The sequence below is a fragment of the Streptomyces sp. 796.1 genome, assembly GCF_047525675.1.
In the GTDB taxonomy this organism is placed as follows: Bacteria; Actinomycetota; Actinomycetes; order Streptomycetales; family Streptomycetaceae; genus Streptomyces.
This window is the reverse complement of the sequence record NZ_JBLIWA010000037.1, coordinates 57,595-73,843: the sequence shown is the minus strand read 5'-3', so window position 1 is coordinate 73,843 and position 16,249 is coordinate 57,595. Positions and strand designations below refer to the sequence as shown.

The window sequence follows — 16,249 nt, the reverse complement described above, 5'->3', positions numbered from 1 at the left end:
GGCCGGGCCCCGGCGGCCACCGCCCGGCCCCCCGCGACCCTGACGCCGAGCGCGCGGCGGCAGCCCGTGCGGCGGATCGGGCCGCGGAGCGAGCTGCGGAACGGGCAGCCGCCGAGGCGGCCCGCTCCGCCCACGCGGCCGACCGCCGGGCCCTGGTCGAACAGACCGACCACGCCGAGTGGGTGGACGACCGCGAGCGCGAGCGCGGCGGCGTGACGGGGGCGAGCTGGGACCCGGTCCCGGTGCCGCTGCCCACCTACGTCACGGCCCCGGTCGCCCCCCGGGCCAGCGGCAACGCCGACCTCGGCGGCCCCGACGGCTGGAGCCCGACCCGTTCCAGCGCGGCAGGACCCACCGACGGCCCACCTGCGGAGACGGCCGTCGACCCGATCGACCCGGCGGATCCGGCGGGCACCACCCCCCGCGCACCCGGCCGCGACCGCGGGCGCACCCCCCTCTTCGACCAGTACGCCGACGACCCCCACCCCCGCGCCGCCAACGAGTGACCCCCACCACCCCGCCACCGTCCTTGACCAGCAGCGACCGGATTTCCGAGCACCCCGCGGAGGATGCTAGAGTTTCACTCGTCGCAAGGGCCTGTGGCGCAGACTGGTAGCGCACCTCGTTCGCATCGAGGGGGTCAGGGGTTCAAATCCCCTCAGGTCCACGGCAGAGCCGTTCGCGGGTAGTCCGTAAACGGTTCACGAGATCCCGGTCAGACGGTCACCGTCGGGCCGGGATCTCGGCTTTTGAGCCTGGTGTTGTGTGAAATGCGGTCCGTCAGGTTGTCGGGAAGCGCGGCGGGCGGCCCTGGAGTGGACCAGGGGTGGAGATGTGGGCATGCCGCGGGGACCGCAGGCGTGGAGGCAGGCTCCTGCGGTCTCGCGACGTGTCGATCTTCAGTTTCGGTGTGCGGGCGGGCTCAGGGGCTGCGGCTCAGCCCCTGGGGGCTGGGTGTAGGCGCCGCGTCGGCCAGCGGGTAGGGCGTGAGGGATTCGCTCGGTTCGAGGCTGAGGCCGGTGACGGGGCTCTTCTTGCTCGCGATGAGGTAGCGCTCTAGCTCGATGATGTTCTCGACCATGACGACGATGGCAGCGAGCAGGGTCTGGGCTACGCGGCCTCGGGGCTGTCGTTTTTCCCGGGCGTGCAGCGCGGCGTCGACCGAATTCAGGCGCCCGTTGCCGCCTTCGATGTGGGCGCGCAGTGTCTGGTAGGCCAGGGCCCACGACGGGGTCTGCCACGGCAGTTCTTGCCGCATGCGGGGCATGACGTGTGCCTGCACGGTGACGGAGGACTGGCGGCAGCATTTGGGCCGGTCGCCCAGGGGGATGACAGGAGGCTCGACCGTGGGGCGGGCGGCCGGGTGCGTGGCACGTGCCTTGGGCGCGTCGAGGTCGATGACGACCGGTGTAGGACCTCTTTCTTTGCGCGCTGTGGCCTTCGCGTTCTTGTGCCCAGGGGCAGTTGACTTTGGTGATGGGGCAGGCGAAGCGCTCGGTGCCGCGCTCGTCGAGGGTGTCCTTGCGGGTGAGGGCGTAGGCCTCGATCTCCTGCAGCCGCTCACGCAGGGGGATGCGCTCGCGCTCGTTCTTGGCGCTGCGGATCTGCTGGTAGAGGTCGAGCAGGCGGCGTGGGGTGAGGGGGCAGAAGAGGCGGCCGACTTTGGCGATGGCGCCTTGGTGGTGCCCCTCGGCCTGGTCAGTGACCTGGGTCTTGGTGAGGTCGAGCACGGGCAGGTAGCCGAGGGCGCGCAGGGGCTGGCGGAAGTTCTTGGGGCGGAGTTTTGTGTACGCGCGGTCGGCTGCCGTGAAGCCGCGGAGCTCGGTGAGCTGGGTCAGGACCGTGTGGACGTACTGGGCGTGTCGCCCCATGTCCTTCTCGGGGGTGTGCAGCACCATGCCGAGGATCAGCTGCGGGTAGCGCCCGGCCCGGCCCGGCCCGGTCCGGGTCCGCGTGCGCGGCGATGGTGAGGGTCGCGCTGTAGCCGAACTCCCGGCCTCCACCGCCCTTGTGGTGCCAGTTGGCGCTTGCCTCGAGCGAGGAGCGCCTGCGGGTGTGGGGGCGGGCCCAGGTAGGCACGGCGGTGGTGTCGATGGCGGTGTCGCCGTGCCAGTGGCCCACAGGCCCTTGGCGAAGGCCACCCTCACGGGGGCTGCGACCAAGCGGTTGGCGAGCTCCTCAAGGTGCCGCAGAGCCCGCTCGCCTCTGCTGTCGTTCCACTGCGCGGCGACCTTACGCCCTTCCGCCCGGCCAAGTCGGCTGCGTCGCTGGTGCGGGGCCGGATCGAGCAGGTGGTTCATGTGGCTCCAGGTGCGGTGGAAGCGGTTGTACAAGGCGTTGACCGCGTCCTGGTCCTCGATGTCGCAGGTGGGGATGGACAGTTCGGCACGCAGGCGCTCGCTCGTGCCGAAGGTGATGATCTCGAAGGCGTCGTCCAGGTTGGTACTGGCCCGCTCGTAGCTCGCGCAGACCAGGCCGAGAAGGACCAAGCTGATCGGGTAGCCGCGTGGGCCGGGCAACTCCGTGAAGCGTTCCTCGACCGCCTCCACGACGCCGCTGTGTTGAAGCATCCGGAGAAGCCTCTTGACCTTGCTGTCAGGCAGCCTGGATGGTTCGTGTGAACGCGGGTATGGGCACCGGAGGCGGCCGTTTCCTGCCTGATAGCGGGGGTCGTCGGCGGGTGTCCTCATGCGGGCCCCGTAGCACCCGGGCGGTGGCCGCTGGGGTGAGGGGCGGGACCGACGCACGGTAGGGGGCCAGGGCGGCAGTCGACTGCATCCCCGCCGCACGGGCGATCACATCCTCGGGGACGCGCTGGCGCAGCAGCTCCATGATCCAGGTGCTGCGCAGCCGGGCCAGTTGCAGGCCGGGCAGACCCAATGCGTTCCTCGTGGTTCGCTTGATCCAGTTGGAGATGCCGTTCTTCGGTGCGGCCACCTGCCGCTGGGGCAGGAACAAGTAGCCGTCGCCAGCGGCACGTGCGCGTGCGGCGAGATCTTCTTCCCACATGGCCCGGCAGACCACCAGCCGGTCGCTGTCCGGCACGGCGACGACGACCGCCTCGGACGGCAGCACCGTGACGCCGGTGCCGCGTACCGCCAGTACTTCACGGCGTGTGAGCCCGCAGCCCGCACCGAGGGCCAACAGCGCCAGGGCGCTCCCGCCCAGGGCGGATGTCGGCGGCAGCGCACGGGCCCACATCAGCTAGCGAGCGAGTTCCGGCGGGGTGTACGGGGTGGCGCGCTGTCGCCTGGCGCTCATCCGGGGCGTGGGCCGCTGTCCGTACTCCAGCCACAGCAGGGCCTCACGGATGCGCAGCAGGATGGCCCGGTAGGTCTGGATGGAGCTGCCCTCAAGCTTCGTACAAGCCAGCAGGAACCGGGTCATCGTCTCGGGGGCCAGCCAGACCAGTGGGTCACGGGCGACGCCGGAGCGCTCCGCGTACACCGCGAGCCCAGCGAACACCGACATCAGCCTCGGCACCGGGTACGGGACGGAATCGCAGATCGCGGCGGCCACCATCCGCACGCCGTCGGACGAGCGGCCATTCTGGCCGCTCGTCCGACGGCTGGTAGCTGAGGATCGCGCCGCTCATCTCCGTCTCCACAGGGACACACCGCGAGAAGTGGCTACACAAAGAGCCACCTGTGTCGTGAGTGTGCACTTCGATCGTCAGGAGCGCATTCGCATGACCGGAGGAAGAGGCCGCAGCGTGCCGCCGCGGGAGCTGGCCAAGGACCCGGAGAACTGGCCCGAGGCGTCGATCGACGGTCCCACTGAGGCGCGGGTGGTGCAGGCCATCGCGCATGCCCTGACCAGGCAAATGGCCCGGCACGGGCTGGGTCTGCGGCGTGTCGCGGCGCTCAGCGGCGTCAACCGCCAGGCGGTGGCCAACCTCCTGGCCGGCGGCAGCTGGCCGGATGTCGCGACGCTGAGCCGATTGGAGGACGGGCTCGGGATCGGGCTCTACCCGGGAGGAAACGGTCCGGGTTCGGGACATTGCTGAACCTCCGCAAGCCCGCACGAAGAGCGCGGGCAGGGTGAATTTCGGCTCAGCGCGCCACACGTAGCCGCTGCTGGGCTACGCTCCACATGGGTACGCCGAAGCCATTGCCTGGACGGACGTGTACCGGTGCCGCCGGGCTGATCCCCTGGCGGCACCACCACTTCTTGCCTCGCGCCCGGCCCCGGTCTGATCCCCCGGCGCTGAGTGCCGCTCTTAACGTGTACCGGCGGTCTCTAGGCGGCTCCCGTATTAGCGATGAACTCCCCGGTGTCGAGCGCGCGGAGGAAGCCGGCCGAAGCGAGCTTATGAAGAGCACGGCGAGGCCTCTACCTGGCCGCGCGTCGGCTCCGTCTTCCCGAGGGCGATCGCGACCTCCCTGGCCCGAAGCGGACGGTCCGAACTCCCCACGAGCATCACCATCCGCTGACTGACGGCGCCCCGGGGCTTACGCTCCGGATGTTCTGCCTGATCTTCCTCTGTATTCGGGGCGTTCTCGGAGCTCTCGCCCTTGGAAGGCTGCTGGGCCTTGGCGCTGCCGTCCTCGTCGGTGCCGAGGGGCTGCCCGTCGGAGTCACCCTCCAGGAGGTCCGAAATCGTGCGCCGCGTGATCGCCAACTCAGCCAAGCGCTGCTCCAGGGCTTCAAGCCTTTGACGGATGCCAGTCATCTCTTCCTGCACGGCCATCTCCTCGTGCCGCAAACGCTCGACAATGACGCGAGGAGTCATGGCTGATTCACCATCAAGATGCAGGTGTGAACGGCGAGTTGGACAAGTAGCAGGCGCTCCGTGTGATCACGTGCACGCTGCGTGTATCACTGTAGGGGGATCACTGCGGTGCGTGAAGCGGATCACGGAAGATCGGCTGCGGATGCAGCCCCCAGGGTGAATCGGTGGCATGGTCTCGTGCGCGGGCGTGACGGGGCTCAGTCGTACAGCGTGGATGCGTGGGCCACGCGAGAGGGTTCCACGCTTCCTCAACTAGTGCCGCATCAGGCAACGTTCGCCCTGTCCCGTGACCGTCCTGGTCGGGGGCGACGGGCTCTGGCGTGGTCCCGTTAGAAGGGCGGAATCTGCTCGGGTACGAGTCCGGCCTGGCGGAGGAGGCCGTACAGATCGGTCTCGCCCCAGAACTCGACGATCCGTCCTTCTCGGAGCCGGTAGGACTTGACTCCCGTCATGGTGAGATCCCGGCCGCTTCGGTCGTGGGTGTAGGTGAGCGTGAAAGCCACGGTCACCCGGTCGCCCGTGGAGAAGAGATCGTCCACCTGCACGCGGCAGTTGGACAGCCCCGGAGTCAGCACCGATCCCTCGGGAAAGTGCCGCCCCTGGCCGTGGATGCCCGCGCCGTGAACGAGGACGTCCTCGGTGACGAGCTCCTCGAACTCGGCGACTTCCTTCGTCTCGAAGACCCGAAGATAGCGGCGGACGACATCGGCATTGCGCTGGCTGACGGCTTCGGCTGAGTCGGACATGGAAGGACCGTATCCATCGGGCGATCGGACTCGGCAGTGCACGCCCCCTTGCCGGCCTCGGTCGCCCGCGCCGCGGGAACCGGCCGCCGGAGCATCCAGAATGACCCCGTGGCACAGGAAGTGAGAGTCCGCGAGATCGATGACGACGAGGGCAGGCGGCTGCTGCGGATCGTCCGCCGGGGCACCGGGTCGGTGGTGACCTGGCGGCGGGCCCAGATGGTGCTGCTGTCGGCGCAGGGCATGCCCGTGGCGAAGATCGCCGAGGTGACGTTCACCAGTGCGGACCGGGTCCGGGACGTGATCCACGACTTCAATGCGGACGGCTTCGAGGCGCTCTATCCGAAGTATCGGGGCGGGCGGCCGAGGACGTTCACCCTGCCCGAGCGCCGGGAGATCAAGAAGATCGCCAAGTCCAAGCCGGCCGAGCACGGCCTGCCGTTCTCGACCTGGAGCCTGGCCAAGCTGGCCGACTTCCTGATCGCCGAGGGGGTGGTCGACGACATCAGCCATGGGCCTTCGGGTCTTGCTCCGCGAGGAGGGCGTCTCGTTTCAACGCGTGAAGACCTGGAAGACCTCCCGCGACCCCGAATACGCGGCCAAGAAGGCCCGCGTCGAGCACCTCTACGCGATCGCCGACGGCGAGGTCATACCCGAGGAAGGCGAGCCCGAAGTCATCTTCTGCATGGACGAGTTCGGGCCGCTCAACCTCCAGCCCCACCCCGGTCGGCAGTGGGCCGAACGCGGTGGGAAGCACAAGGATCCCGATCGCGATCCACGCCCGCGTAGGCGGGCGACCTACACCCGCCCGCACGGGGTCCGGCACCTGTTCGCCGCCTACGACCTGGCCAAGGACCAGCTCTACGGGCACATAAAGAAGACGAAGAACAGGTCGAAGTTCCTGGAGTTCTGCCGCTACCTGCGCTCGCTGCACCCGGCGGACGTGCGCATCGCGATCGTCTGCGACAACTACTCACCGCACCTGACGACGAAGCGGTGTCAGCGGGTGGGAACGTGGGCGGCGGCGAACAACGTGGAGATCGCCTACACCCCGACCAACAGCTCCTGGCTCAACCGGATCGAGGCCCAGTTCACCGCTCTGCGCTACTTCACTCTCGACGACACCGACCACGCCAGCCACCAGGAGCAGGGGAGCATGATCCGCCGCTACATCATCTGGCGGAACAGGCACGCCGCCGACGACCGCCTCCGTGAGGTCGTGAACAGGGCGAACGTTGCCTGATGTGGCACTAGGTGATGCAGGAGGCGCTTTACGTCATGCAGAGCTTTCGTTGTGGCGGCGAGCCTCCTCCGTTGGTCAGCTCCTGCGCTGTGTGCGCCATGGTGGCCATGACACGCCGGTACACCGTTGACTTAGAGGGCGGTAAGTGACATTCTGCCCTCTTCGCGCTTTGCGGCTGGGGCTGTCGGGCTGGTGGTGGCCTCTCCCGGTGACTATGGCCGTGGCTGGGTGAACAACCCCTGTTCGGGCTCGATCAGGATCCCGCGTTCGGCCAGCCGCTTGAGCAGCCGGACGTTGTTGACGTTGCTGGGCGCGATCTCCAGATCCTCCATCGCCTCGCAGACCGCCCGTGCCCGCAGCGGAGCGTCGGCTGCGGCGATCACCGCCATGATCCGCGGGTAGGCCGGATGGTCCGGCAACTTCGCCGTCGGCGGGGTCGGGGACGGATCAGGCAGCGCCAGCAGGGTCTTGCGGGTGCTGCGAAACTACTCGGTGACCCGGTCGAACTCCTCCAATTGCGCGGTGAGTTCCGCGATGCGTTCCGTGTGACTTCGGCCTGCGCAGCGATTTCGCGCTTTTGCTCCTCCAGGCGTGCCAGCACCGCCCCCAAGGTCAGCTCGCTGCCGCTCATGCGCCGCGCCAGGTGGGGGCGCGGTCAGCATCCGGGTCATCCGGTCGCTTATGGCCCAGCACACCCTCGGCTCGGCGGAGGCGGGCCGGTGCTCGTAGTCCCGTACCAGCCTGCGGTGCAGCATCATGATCCCGTTCACCTGCTTCACCACCCACCTCTTGAGCTGCGGGACGAACCCGCCAGCTGCCGGGTTGCGCTCGACGACTTCGACGTCGATGCTCACCTTCTGCCCGTGATCGATGACGGCGGCCTTGAACCCCTGGTCCACCGGGGCCGTGTGCACCGTGTCAGTGTCGGCGGCGACCTTGTCCAGCAAGGCGATGCCGGCGGCGCTATCGTGCACGGACGCGGCCAGCACCACCACCGCGATCACCAGGCCGAGAACATCAACTGCCAGGCCGAGCTTGCGGCCCGGGACTTTCTTGCCGCGTCCCTTCCGGTGGTGTCGGCGGGCACCCCGACGGCCGCGTGCAGGCTCTGGGTGTCGAGCACCACCAGGCTCGGGCCGGCCTTGCGCCCCGGCCCTCGCGGACCTGCCAGCGCAGCAGGTCGTGGATGATCTGGTCGGTGCCGTCGTCGCCCCACTTGTAGAAGTAGTACTTCACCGCGCCGAACGGGGCAGGTCGTGGGGGAGGTAGTCCCACTGGCATCCGGTACGGGACTGGTAGAGCAGGGTGTTGACGATCTCCCGCATCTCGTAGGCGCCTTGGTGGCCGCTGACTGTGGGATGCCGACCCTTCCAGGAGGCGATGACGGGCTCGATCAGAGCCCACCGCTCGTCGGATAAGTCGCTCTTGTAGGGCTGACGGTCGCTCACGCAGACCACTCCGGCACGACAGGACTCCCCGATCAGTTCCGATACGTCTGCGCCACACATTCCAGCGACAACAACCGCGACATCACGTCACATACCGCCCTCGCAGGAACTGGTGCGAACGGAGTCATGGACGCTACAGGGGCCACCGCATCCCACACTCCCAGACTGCGGGCAACGAACAACCCCACAACGGGCAGCGAGCTCCACGCCCCTCCATCAATCGCTGATCATCGGCACTCGAGAACACCCCTATGCGCGGCTCCATGATGTTCGAGACGTTGCCCTGGAGGTACTCCGCGAGCGGCGAGCATCCCTCGTCGCCGATCCTCTGACCGTCACGGTGCAAGGGGTGGCCACCGTCAACAACGCAGAGAATGCCCGGGCTCTGGAGCGGCAGATTGCCGAGCTGGGTGCTGCCAAGACTGGCGCCGCCGAGTTGACCATCCCGGTGCTCCTGCAGCGGTGATGGACCCGCTGAGCGCAGACAGCGTCGGCACCAGGAGTTCGCGCTCAGTCCGGCGAATTGTCGGAGCTGTTCGCTCGCAGGACCAGACAGCTCCAACGGACCCCGTCACGACCTTGAAGATCAGAACATTCGCCGCAATAGACCGTTCGCAGCCCATTCGCATGGTCCAACTCAGCTATCTCAGAAGCGGACACACTGGACATGTGTCGGCCATCCGGCACAGGGCCGTGACGCAGATTTACGAAGAAGTGGCCGCCAGCCACCAGCAACTCGGCGATCCTGGCCATCGCGCGATGACGTTCCTCGGTGTTCAGATGCATCCACACTGCGGTTGCGAAGACGGCCTCGAACCGTCCCGTGTGCCGGCTCAGAGCCAGGTCCGGGAGCATCGTCGACCCAGTCGATCTTGCTGCTCGCATGAAGGCGCTGTCCATGCGCCCGAAGCGCTGCGGTCGGTTCGACAGCCACGACGCCGTGTCCACGGGCCACCAACGCGGCGGCATCGCGTCCGGTGCCTGCGCCCACATCCAGGATGCGGGCGGGCTCGGTAGGAACCAGCTGCAGCACGTAGCGGTGGATCTCCTCGAAGGTGACCTTCTCGTACTGAACTGCCAGAGCATCCGCCATCTCGGCATACCCTGCGGTTCACCTGATCTGGCTGTGACTGTTCTTAGCAGGAGGCAGGTGAGCACCCGTGGCGCGCAGGCTACCGGCCCGCGTCCTACATCTCTCCAGCGTCGCATGAAAGGTGAGGGCCGTAGCCGTTGGGCTGGGGCCCTCACCTGATGCCGGGATCAACTGCCCCAGCTGTACTGGCAGTACAGATCAGAGGTGGCAAACCGCGCAGGCGGCATCGTCGTCGTCATCGTCTAGAGCGTTAGACAGGATCTCCAGCAACGGACGGTTCGGCTTTTGCCGCTTAGCCGCACGTTCAAGTGCCGCCTGATGCTTGGCCTCGATCTCCTCGCGCCGCTCTATCAACTCGTCGAGGGATTCCCCCTGCGACCAGGTGTACTTGCGGCCCTGCATAGCAGTGTCTTGGTGCTTGACCTTGTTCTCGTAGGCTATGGCCTTCTCGAACAGCTCCGGGTGCCGGTCCTTGAGGCCAACCCACTCGTGCTTGCGCTGGAAGAAGCAGAAGTAGCAGCCGGATCGGGTGCGCCACTCGTAGTAGCCCGGGAGGCCGATGCCGGCCTCGTCGAGGATGCGGTCCACGCCCGCGCGATCGATCCCGTCCTCACGGAAAGGGAAGACCGCGGTGATGTTCGGCTTAGTGCTGACGTAGCCGAGCCGGTTCTCATCCGCCCTGATGGCTACGTACGAGATGGCTTCGTCGTCACCGATCCATTCCTCAAGTGGCTTGATCTTCAAGTTCTTCGTGCACCAGCGCATTTGAGGGCTGGGCAGCGTGCCCTGGTAGACCTCAAGCCAGTGGTCAAAGTCTCGAGAGGCATTGAGACGCGCGATGGGCTTACCTAGAGCGCCTTCGAGGCGGTTGAGGTACTCGTACGTCTCCGGAAGCTCGGCGCCAGTGTCGCAGAAGAAGTATTCCATCTCCGGCACGCGGTCTCGCATGTAGATCGCGAGGGACGAGGAGTCCTTGCCTCCCGAGATCCCGAGTACGTGGCGCTTCTTGCCGTTGGAGCTGTTGGCGTCTGTCACAGCTGCTCCTCCTTCTCGGATGCGTCGCTGTCCTGCCCGGACAGGTGCTCGGCCAGGGCGGCGAGCAGGATTCGCGCGCCGTCGGGGCCCAGTGCCTCTTCAGCTTGCCTGATGACACTGACAACGAGCTTGTCCGCGGCATTCCGCGACTTCTTCGGGACATGGATGAGCGTGCGCTCTTCCGTTCCCTGCGGGGTAGTGAGGGTCAGCAGATGGGTGTCGATCTGGCGCTGCTTCGGCTTGCTGCGTTTGCCAACTTCCTGGATGACCTCGTCGACCCGCAACTCCTCTGCAGCGTTGTACAGATGGCTAACGCGGTCCAGCGCACGCGCTCTGTTCCGCACAAGACGAGGGAAGACATCGACATCTCGGTCCGTCCAGTCGCCCAGGGCCTGGTTGACGAGTTGAACCACGACAGTCCCGAGCCAGTCGTCATCGGGGAGCATCTCGTTGAGCACACACGCCACGAAGCCATGAAGAGTGCTTTCGAGCGAGGCGTCAGCGAAGCCCCGCATGCGCTCAGCCAGCCCAGCACGCAACTCGCCGATGTCCGATGCAGGAAGCCGGAACTCCTGAGCCAGCGTCTCCACCACGTGCCGGGACAAGCCCTCACTGGCGCCGGCAATCTCATCGAGCGCGGCGGTGAGGCGTACGACGTACGCCTCTGCCGAATCAGAGTCCTTCTTAGCGCGAGGAGCGATCTCCTCGAAACCGAGGGCCTCGGGAAGCTGCTCGAAGACAAGCTCGTCGGGGTCAGTCGCTTCCGACAGCACCTCACGAACCGCGGTTGCGTCATCGCTGAGCCGACGAGTCTTCTTCGAATACTCGTCCAGCTCCCACATGGGTTCCAGCAATCCGCGAGTGACTGCGAGTAGTGCAGGATTCCGGTTTGCTCTACTCCGAGGGATATCGACGCCGAGCGACTTCACCAGCTTGTCGAGAACAAGACTGCGCTGGCCTCGGCCAGCCGGAGTCGCCTTCACAGTGAAACGCTCTGGATTGACGTTTAGGCGCTCAATGATGGGGGCGGTGAGGCGCGGGCAGTAGTTGCCTTCCTCGAAGAGGGCCACGTCGTTGCCCCGCATGACGAGCGCCGCGACCACCAAGATCGGGACGACGCCAGCCTTGACGCCGAATGGAGGAGCCATGAGCCGCTCGTAGATCTCTACGAGGTTGGTTGACTCCGTGGCCTCACTCAACGCCCCCTCAAGTGCCTCCCACACAGGCATGACGCTCGAGTTCGTGGCAGCCTCCGGGCGGGACATCCCGTGTGTGTGGATACTGCCTTCAGAGTTCTGGCCGCCAGTAACCTCGCCAGCAGCGCGGTGCAGCCCGAGGTGTTCAACGACACCGTCGTACAGGGCACGTTCCGCAGGGAACTTGTCATGGGGCCACCCGAGCAGTGGCAGCCCGGTCTTCTCGATCATCGACGTGAGGACTTCGCGGCGCGTACGCGCCGCGTTACTGGTGAGCTGGTGGCGGCCCACCATCTCGTTCCTTACGTGCGGGGTCTGGTGGTAGACCACATTGCAAGCTTCGGATACGAGCCCTGCATAGCTGCGGGCCTTGAGCTGCTGGGCGGGGTCGCCGTCGGTGTCCTCGCCGCTCTTCCACAGGAACCAGCTCGACTCATCGCTGCCCGGCCGGAACGCCTCGGCAAGCATGGCAGTGATGCGCTGGGAGAATTCACCGGCCCGCTCCCCGATCTCCCGCCGAGCGACATGGTCCAGTTCCTCGTCACTCATGAGGTCCTGGAGCGCCACGAGAGTGTTGCCGACATCCAGCACGGCCTGGGGACTCTTGGTCACGCCGACGACGACCGGGAGAGGTGAGTCGATCCGAGGGGTACTTTTCAAGTCTCCGAAGTGGAAGACCAGCATCCCGTCGGCCGCGTCCTGCACGACCTTGGGGCCCCGCAGCTTCTCGGTCTGGTGGCTGACGGCGGTCACGAAGTGACGCTGCATACCGGTGAGCTGACTGTGCGCGCCTGCTGCAACCGCGTTCGGGAGGACGTTCGTCCCGAGGTGCTTGTTGAAGTAGCGCACTACGTCATCGGGCTGCAGCTGTGTAGCGATCTCGCGTACTCGGGCGTCGATGTCGACATCGGTGCCCTGCCAGATCCGGTACTCGTCGCTGTATGACCGGTGTACGACAAGCCCATCCTCCACCAGCTTGTCGAGCCGCTTCTTCAGCTGATCGAACCGCTTGGCGTCGGTGGCATCAGTTGGGTCGTTCAGCGCGAACTGGATCATCGCCGGCGTTGCGCGCAGCAGTCCGTCAGCGTCGATGAGGTTGAGGACACCGATCGCCTTGAGCAGCTCCTGATCGGCTTCGGGGAGCCCGTGGGCTTCCTCAAGGCGGGCGTTGATCTCCAGCCACCGACTCGATTTAGAGGAGGCAAGGATCGTTGTACGGCCTGCAGAGAAAAAGAAGTCGTACAGCTGCGGGATTCGGATTGTCGAGGCACGCTTCGGTGCCTCGTCCGCGCAAGTGTCGAGAGTGCGCCGCACCGTGAACGGCTCGTCGTTGACGAGGAAACCGCTGAGACTCCGGTCGTTCTGGCCGATCTGTGCCGCCATGAGGGGAGCCGCCACCGCGGTGAGAGGGTGCAGGGGGTACAGGTTGGCAAACGACTCTGCTGAGATGTCAACGACCGAGTGCAGCGACTGCTGACGCCAGATACCGGATGCAGCCTGCGCCTGAGCCTCGACCAACTTGCGCCCCTGCTCGGGCACTTCGGAGTGCGCTAGCTTCCTCTGAAGCAGGTAGACCGCGTCACCCAAATTTGGGGCAAAGGTGACGTCCTCAAAGCGCCCTTGGATCTTTGCCCATTCCTGGGTTTGGACGGAACTGGATCGCGAGGCGTAGTCCGTGAAAGCCAGATGCTGCAGAGTGAACATGAAGAGCGGCAGCCCCTTGGCGCCAGCGCCCTTCTCCGCGAGCAGTTGCAGCAGGAAGACGTCGCTTTCGACGTGGCTGCCCTCCCCGCTGGAGACCAAGTACTCCAGCGCCTTGCCGAACTCGTCGATGATCAGCAGGAGTGGTGCCTTGCCACAAAGCGTAGTGACCGCATTCAGCAGGGCGTCCGTCGTCGGGACGTCCGTCTCAGCACAGGCTGTCATGACGGTGGAGACGTCCCTCGGGACGCGCTTCTTCCACTTACGCTCCACCGCAGTCTGCAGGGCGCGGTAGATGGTGGTTGACAGCGGCTCACGACGTGCAGTGGTGACAGCTCCCAGGAAGCCATCTGCCGCGAGCACCTGGCGATTCTCGGCAATCTCCTGGGCCAGAGCAGCGTTGGTCTCAGCCACCGCCTCGTAAGCGCGAGTCCTGCGCTCATGGTCGTGGCCAAGGAGGGCGTCGATCAGATTAGAGAGGGTCGACTTACCGGAGCCGTAAGGGCCGGTAAAAGACCAGGCACGAGTGCGCTTGAGATCGCCTAGGGCGTTACCAACACGGTCGAGAACGTCGAGAGCGCGTACACCGACGTACGGGGAGTGAATGTCCTGGGCCCGGACGTCACGTTCCAGGTTAGTGGAACGAAACTCCGTACCGACAAAGCTGATCCCGGAGGGGATCTGGAGATCCGTGCCCTTCCGCTTGGTGCGGGAAGATGGCTTGGTTGCCGTGGTCACGCGAGCTCCTCGATCATGTCGGGCTGCTGGGGGATTTGGCCCTGCGCGGCCTCAGCATCGTCGTCCGTTGTCTTCTTCAGGCCGGGATTCTGCCGCGCCCACTCCTCCGGAGTCGGGAAACTATCGCGGTCACGAACACGGCCATACTGCTCGTCGAGGATGTCCCAGGCCAGTGTCTCCGGGTTGTCTGCAAAGCGCAGGCTCCGTTGCCCGAGCGACTCGACGATCTCCAACTGGGGGTGATTCTCGACGAAGGCTTCAATCGACCTGGCAAGCTCCGGTTCACGCATGTGGAACGCGCGCCCGGGGGCGCCGGGTTCGCTGGCGAGGCGGGCCAGTGAGATGGAGTCTGGCTTGCGGCTGAAACGGGCCGCGTAGTCGAGGCAAGTGTGAACGAGGACACGCGGCGGCAGACTAGGGCGGATGCCACTGGTGAATCGGTACGTACGCTCCTTGCCGCGGCCACCCTGGAACTCCAGCAGCCCGAGCTCACGGAAGGGGCAGAGGAGGGAGTCCTCGAAGCTGCCCGGAGAGAGAGGGTTCGCATCGGGGTCCGGCGCGTACATCTTGATGAAGCACTCGACGTCGCGGTTGATCGATTCAGGTGCCGGCCACTTCTCGCGGTCGAAGCTGTTGTGCACCTCGCGTGTAATGAAAGTGGTCATCTCCTCGACCGTGACGCGAGCCAGCGGCGTGAGGTGGAACATGACGTACCAGCTCGGGGCGAGGCACTTGGCTTCCTTGTCTCCGGAGACTAGCCACCAGTGCAGCAGCCACAAGCTGCCAGTGTCCTCGAGGTAGGGGTCGGCTCCATCCTCATCCAGCAGCCACCGAGCACGCCAAGTCGGAGCTGCCGCGAGAGAACGTGATTGCGTATCCGCGTTGCGGTACTCGTGGGTGAGCTTGAATGCCTGCGACCAGTAACGCATGGAGTAGACCATGTTCTTACCCACGCCCAGGCGCACCAGCGCATCTGGAGCATGGAAGAGCATCTCGTCCTTCTTGATCTGCAGGTACGCCTTGTGAAGCCAGCCGAAGCGCGGAGGAAAGCTCTCGTGCCTGTTGAATTTCAATCCGACGAGGTCGGTGGAGAGGCGGCCTTCTGGCATTACGGTCGAACCCTTCAGCTCAAGTAAATAAGTACGAAGTCTTAAGGGCGCCGCTCAGGGACTGTCGGTGGATCCCATGACGGCCCGTACGTGGGTAACGGCCCCGACGGCGATATCGACGGCTCGGTGAATTTCCTGCTCCGTCGTGGCGTAGCCCAATGAAAAGCGAACGGTGGAGTCGGCGTCCTCCCGGCTGAGCCCCATGGCGAGCAGAACATGGCTGGGACTTGGCGCCCCTGCGGAGCAAGCACTGCCGTCGGACGCAGCTACCTCAGGCATCGAGGCGAGGACCGCGTCGGCGGGCGTTCCCGGGAGGGTGATGCTCGTGACACCCGGGAGCCGTGGGGCGGCTACGCCATTGATGTAGCTGTCTGGAATACGGGTGAGGAGCTCGCCTTCAAGGAGATCACGCAACTTGGCGATGCGCGGGGCCTCTTGATCAAGTTGTCGCCGGGCTGCCTCGGCCGCGGCCCCCAAACCGGCGATTCCTGGAACGTTGAGCGTGCCCGCGCGCCAGCCGCGTTCGTGTCCACCGCCGAAGACCAGTGGGCGCTGCGGAAGTGGAGTGCCGCGTCGAATGAACAGCGCACCGATGCCTTGCGGGCCGCCGAACTTGTGGGCAGACAGCGACAGCATGTCGACGTCGAGATCACCCAGATCGAGAGGGAGCCGACCAGCGTACTGCGTCGCGTCCGTGTGAACCAACGCGCCGACCGCGTGCGCGGCGTCGATCGCTGGGGTGAGATCGGTAATCACTCCAGTCTCGTTGTTCGCCAGCATGACGGAGACAAGGGACACCCCGTACCGCTCCACAGTCGCCTTGAGCGCATCAGGATCGGTCAGCCCCTTGTGATCGACAGGCAAGACAAACAGGGCATCGGGAGTGTCGCCTACGAGCGCTCTGGCAGTTTCCAGGACTGCGGGGTGCTCGACAGCCGAGGTGATGATCGAGCCCCGCTCTGCATAAGCGGCTTGCAGTGCAAGGTTGTTGGCCTCGGTCGCTCCAGAGGTGAAGACGATTTCGCCAGGGCTGCAGTTCAGCAGGTCAGCAAGTTGCCGACGTGCTTGGTCAACCTTGCTCGCGGCGTCGCGACCGTGGTGGTGGATGCTGGAGGCGTTCCCCACGGCATGGAGAGCGTCACAGGTGGCCTTGAGTGCTTCCGGGCGCAAGGGGGCGGTGGCGTTGTAGTCGAGGTACACCGGCTGCGCTC

Annotated in this window: 13 protein-coding genes, 1 tRNA gene and 3 pseudogenes; 6 read left to right on the top strand and 11 right to left on the bottom strand. The window is 65.9% G+C overall.

Annotated elements, in window-relative coordinates; genetic code table 11:
* Both ACMA1D_RS23505 and ACMA1D_RS23500 read left to right on the top strand, forming a co-directional pair.
* Nucleotides 1-506, top strand: a pseudogene (locus ACMA1D_RS23505) (hypothetical protein); the annotation flags it as partial.
* 87 nt (nt 507-593) lie between these two features.
* Nucleotides 594-667 (top strand) — tRNA-Ala (locus tag ACMA1D_RS23500).
* A 255-nt stretch (nt 668-922) separates the two neighbouring features.
* Here ACMA1D_RS23500 and ACMA1D_RS23495 read toward each other — a convergent pair.
* Entirely contained in the window at nt 923-1,258 is a 336-nt protein-coding gene (locus ACMA1D_RS23495) for a hypothetical protein (RefSeq protein ID WP_414725990.1), read from the bottom strand.
* Nucleotides 1,259-1,433: 175 nt separating this feature from the next.
* Between ACMA1D_RS23495 and ACMA1D_RS23490 the strand changes: the two genes are divergently transcribed.
* Both ACMA1D_RS23490 and ACMA1D_RS23485 read left to right on the top strand, forming a co-directional pair.
* On the top strand, nt 1,434-1,970 hold the full coding sequence (locus tag ACMA1D_RS23490) for a hypothetical protein (RefSeq protein WP_414725989.1): 537 nt from the start codon (nt 1,434-1,436) through the stop codon (nt 1,968-1,970).
* Nucleotides 1,971-2,298: 328 nt separating this feature from the next.
* On the top strand, nt 2,299-2,460 hold the full coding sequence (locus ACMA1D_RS23485; RefSeq protein ID WP_414725988.1) for a hypothetical protein: 162 nt from the start codon (nt 2,299-2,301) through the stop codon (nt 2,458-2,460).
* Between the two features lie 135 nt (nt 2,461-2,595).
* Here ACMA1D_RS23485 and ACMA1D_RS23480 read toward each other — a convergent pair whose 3' ends face one another.
* Both ACMA1D_RS23480 and ACMA1D_RS23475 read right to left on the bottom strand, forming a co-directional pair.
* Nucleotides 2,596-3,144: a hypothetical protein gene (locus ACMA1D_RS23480; protein WP_414725987.1), complete on the bottom strand. Its 549-nt coding sequence runs from the start codon at nt 3,142-3,144 to the stop codon at nt 2,596-2,598.
* A gap of 60 nt (nt 3,145-3,204) precedes the next feature.
* On the bottom strand, nt 3,205-3,471 hold the full coding sequence (locus ACMA1D_RS23475) for a hypothetical protein (protein WP_414725986.1): 267 nt from the start codon (nt 3,469-3,471) through the stop codon (nt 3,205-3,207).
* A gap of 181 nt (nt 3,472-3,652) precedes the next feature.
* Here ACMA1D_RS23475 and ACMA1D_RS23470 point away from each other — a divergent pair, with 181 nt between their 5' ends.
* A complete protein-coding gene (locus ACMA1D_RS23470; RefSeq protein WP_414725985.1) occupies nt 3,653-4,006 on the top strand; it encodes a helix-turn-helix domain-containing protein in 354 nt (117 codons plus the stop codon).
* 303 nt (nt 4,007-4,309) lie between these two features.
* On the opposite strand, the gene ACMA1D_RS23465 is transcribed toward ACMA1D_RS23470, so the two are convergent.
* The gene (locus tag ACMA1D_RS23465; RefSeq protein ID WP_414725984.1) at nt 4,310-4,732 is read right to left on the bottom strand and encodes a hypothetical protein; all 423 of its coding nucleotides are present in this window, start codon (nt 4,730-4,732) and stop codon (nt 4,310-4,312) included.
* Between the two features lie 329 nt (nt 4,733-5,061).
* Nucleotides 5,062-5,478 carry an ester cyclase gene (locus ACMA1D_RS23460; protein WP_414725983.1) on the bottom strand — a complete coding sequence of 139 codons (417 nt, stop codon included), beginning with the start codon at nt 5,476-5,478 and terminating at the stop codon, nt 5,062-5,064.
* Between the two features lie 108 nt (nt 5,479-5,586).
* Here ACMA1D_RS23460 and ACMA1D_RS23455 point away from each other — a divergent pair.
* Nucleotides 5,587-6,718, top strand: a pseudogene (locus ACMA1D_RS23455) (IS630 family transposase).
* A gap of 212 nt (nt 6,719-6,930) precedes the next feature.
* On the opposite strand, the gene ACMA1D_RS23450 reads toward ACMA1D_RS23455, so the two are convergent.
* From ACMA1D_RS23450 to ACMA1D_RS23425, 6 genes and pseudogenes are all read right to left on the bottom strand, one after another.
* Nucleotides 6,931-7,137 carry a hypothetical protein gene (locus ACMA1D_RS23450; RefSeq protein ID WP_414725982.1) on the bottom strand — a complete coding sequence of 69 codons (207 nt, stop codon included), beginning with the start codon at nt 7,135-7,137 and terminating at the stop codon, nt 6,931-6,933.
* A 234-nt stretch (nt 7,138-7,371) separates the two neighbouring features.
* A pseudogene (locus tag ACMA1D_RS23445) lies at nt 7,372-8,166 on the bottom strand (IS5 family transposase); the annotation flags it as partial.
* A gap of 1,291 nt (nt 8,167-9,457) precedes the next feature.
* On the bottom strand, nt 9,458-10,294 hold the full coding sequence (locus tag ACMA1D_RS23440; protein ID WP_414725981.1) for a phosphoadenosine phosphosulfate reductase family protein: 837 nt from the start codon (nt 10,292-10,294) through the stop codon (nt 9,458-9,460).
* Complete coding sequence (locus ACMA1D_RS23435) at nt 10,291-13,929, bottom strand: ATP-binding protein (protein ID WP_414725980.1); 3,639 nt, start codon at nt 13,927-13,929, stop codon at nt 10,291-10,293. The genes ACMA1D_RS23440 and ACMA1D_RS23435 overlap by 4 nt, the downstream gene beginning before the upstream one ends.
* Entirely contained in the window at nt 13,926-15,038 is a 1,113-nt protein-coding gene (locus tag ACMA1D_RS23430; protein ID WP_414725979.1) for a DUF4007 family protein, read from the bottom strand. The genes ACMA1D_RS23435 and ACMA1D_RS23430 overlap by 4 nt, the downstream gene beginning before the upstream one ends.
* Before the next feature lie 54 nt (nt 15,039-15,092).
* Entirely contained in the window at nt 15,093-16,238 is a 1,146-nt protein-coding gene (locus tag ACMA1D_RS23425) for a cysteine desulfurase family protein (RefSeq protein WP_414725978.1), read from the bottom strand.
* Nucleotides 16,239-16,249 lie beyond the last annotated feature (11 nt).

Bases quoted from the DNA above. Each gene is read 5' to 3' on its own strand.
- ACMA1D_RS23495 (WP_414725990.1), bottom strand. From the start codon at position 1,258: ATGCGGCAAGAACTGCCGTGGCAGACCCCGTCGTGGGCCCTGGCCTAC.
- ACMA1D_RS23485 (WP_414725988.1), top strand. From the start codon at position 2,299: ATGTGGCTCCAGGTGCGGTGGAAGCGGTTGTACAAGGCGTTGACCGCG.
- ACMA1D_RS23475 (WP_414725986.1), bottom strand. From the start codon at position 3,471: ATGTCGGTGTTCGCTGGGCTCGCGGTGTACGCGGAGCGCTCCGGCGTC.
- ACMA1D_RS23465 (WP_414725984.1), bottom strand. From the start codon at position 4,732: ATGACTCCTCGCGTCATTGTCGAGCGTTTGCGGCACGAGGAGATGGCC.
- ACMA1D_RS23460 (WP_414725983.1), bottom strand. From the start codon at position 5,478: ATGTCCGACTCAGCCGAAGCCGTCAGCCAGCGCAATGCCGATGTCGTC.
- ACMA1D_RS23430 (WP_414725979.1), bottom strand. From the start codon at position 15,038: ATGCCAGAAGGCCGCCTCTCCACCGACCTCGTCGGATTGAAATTCAAC.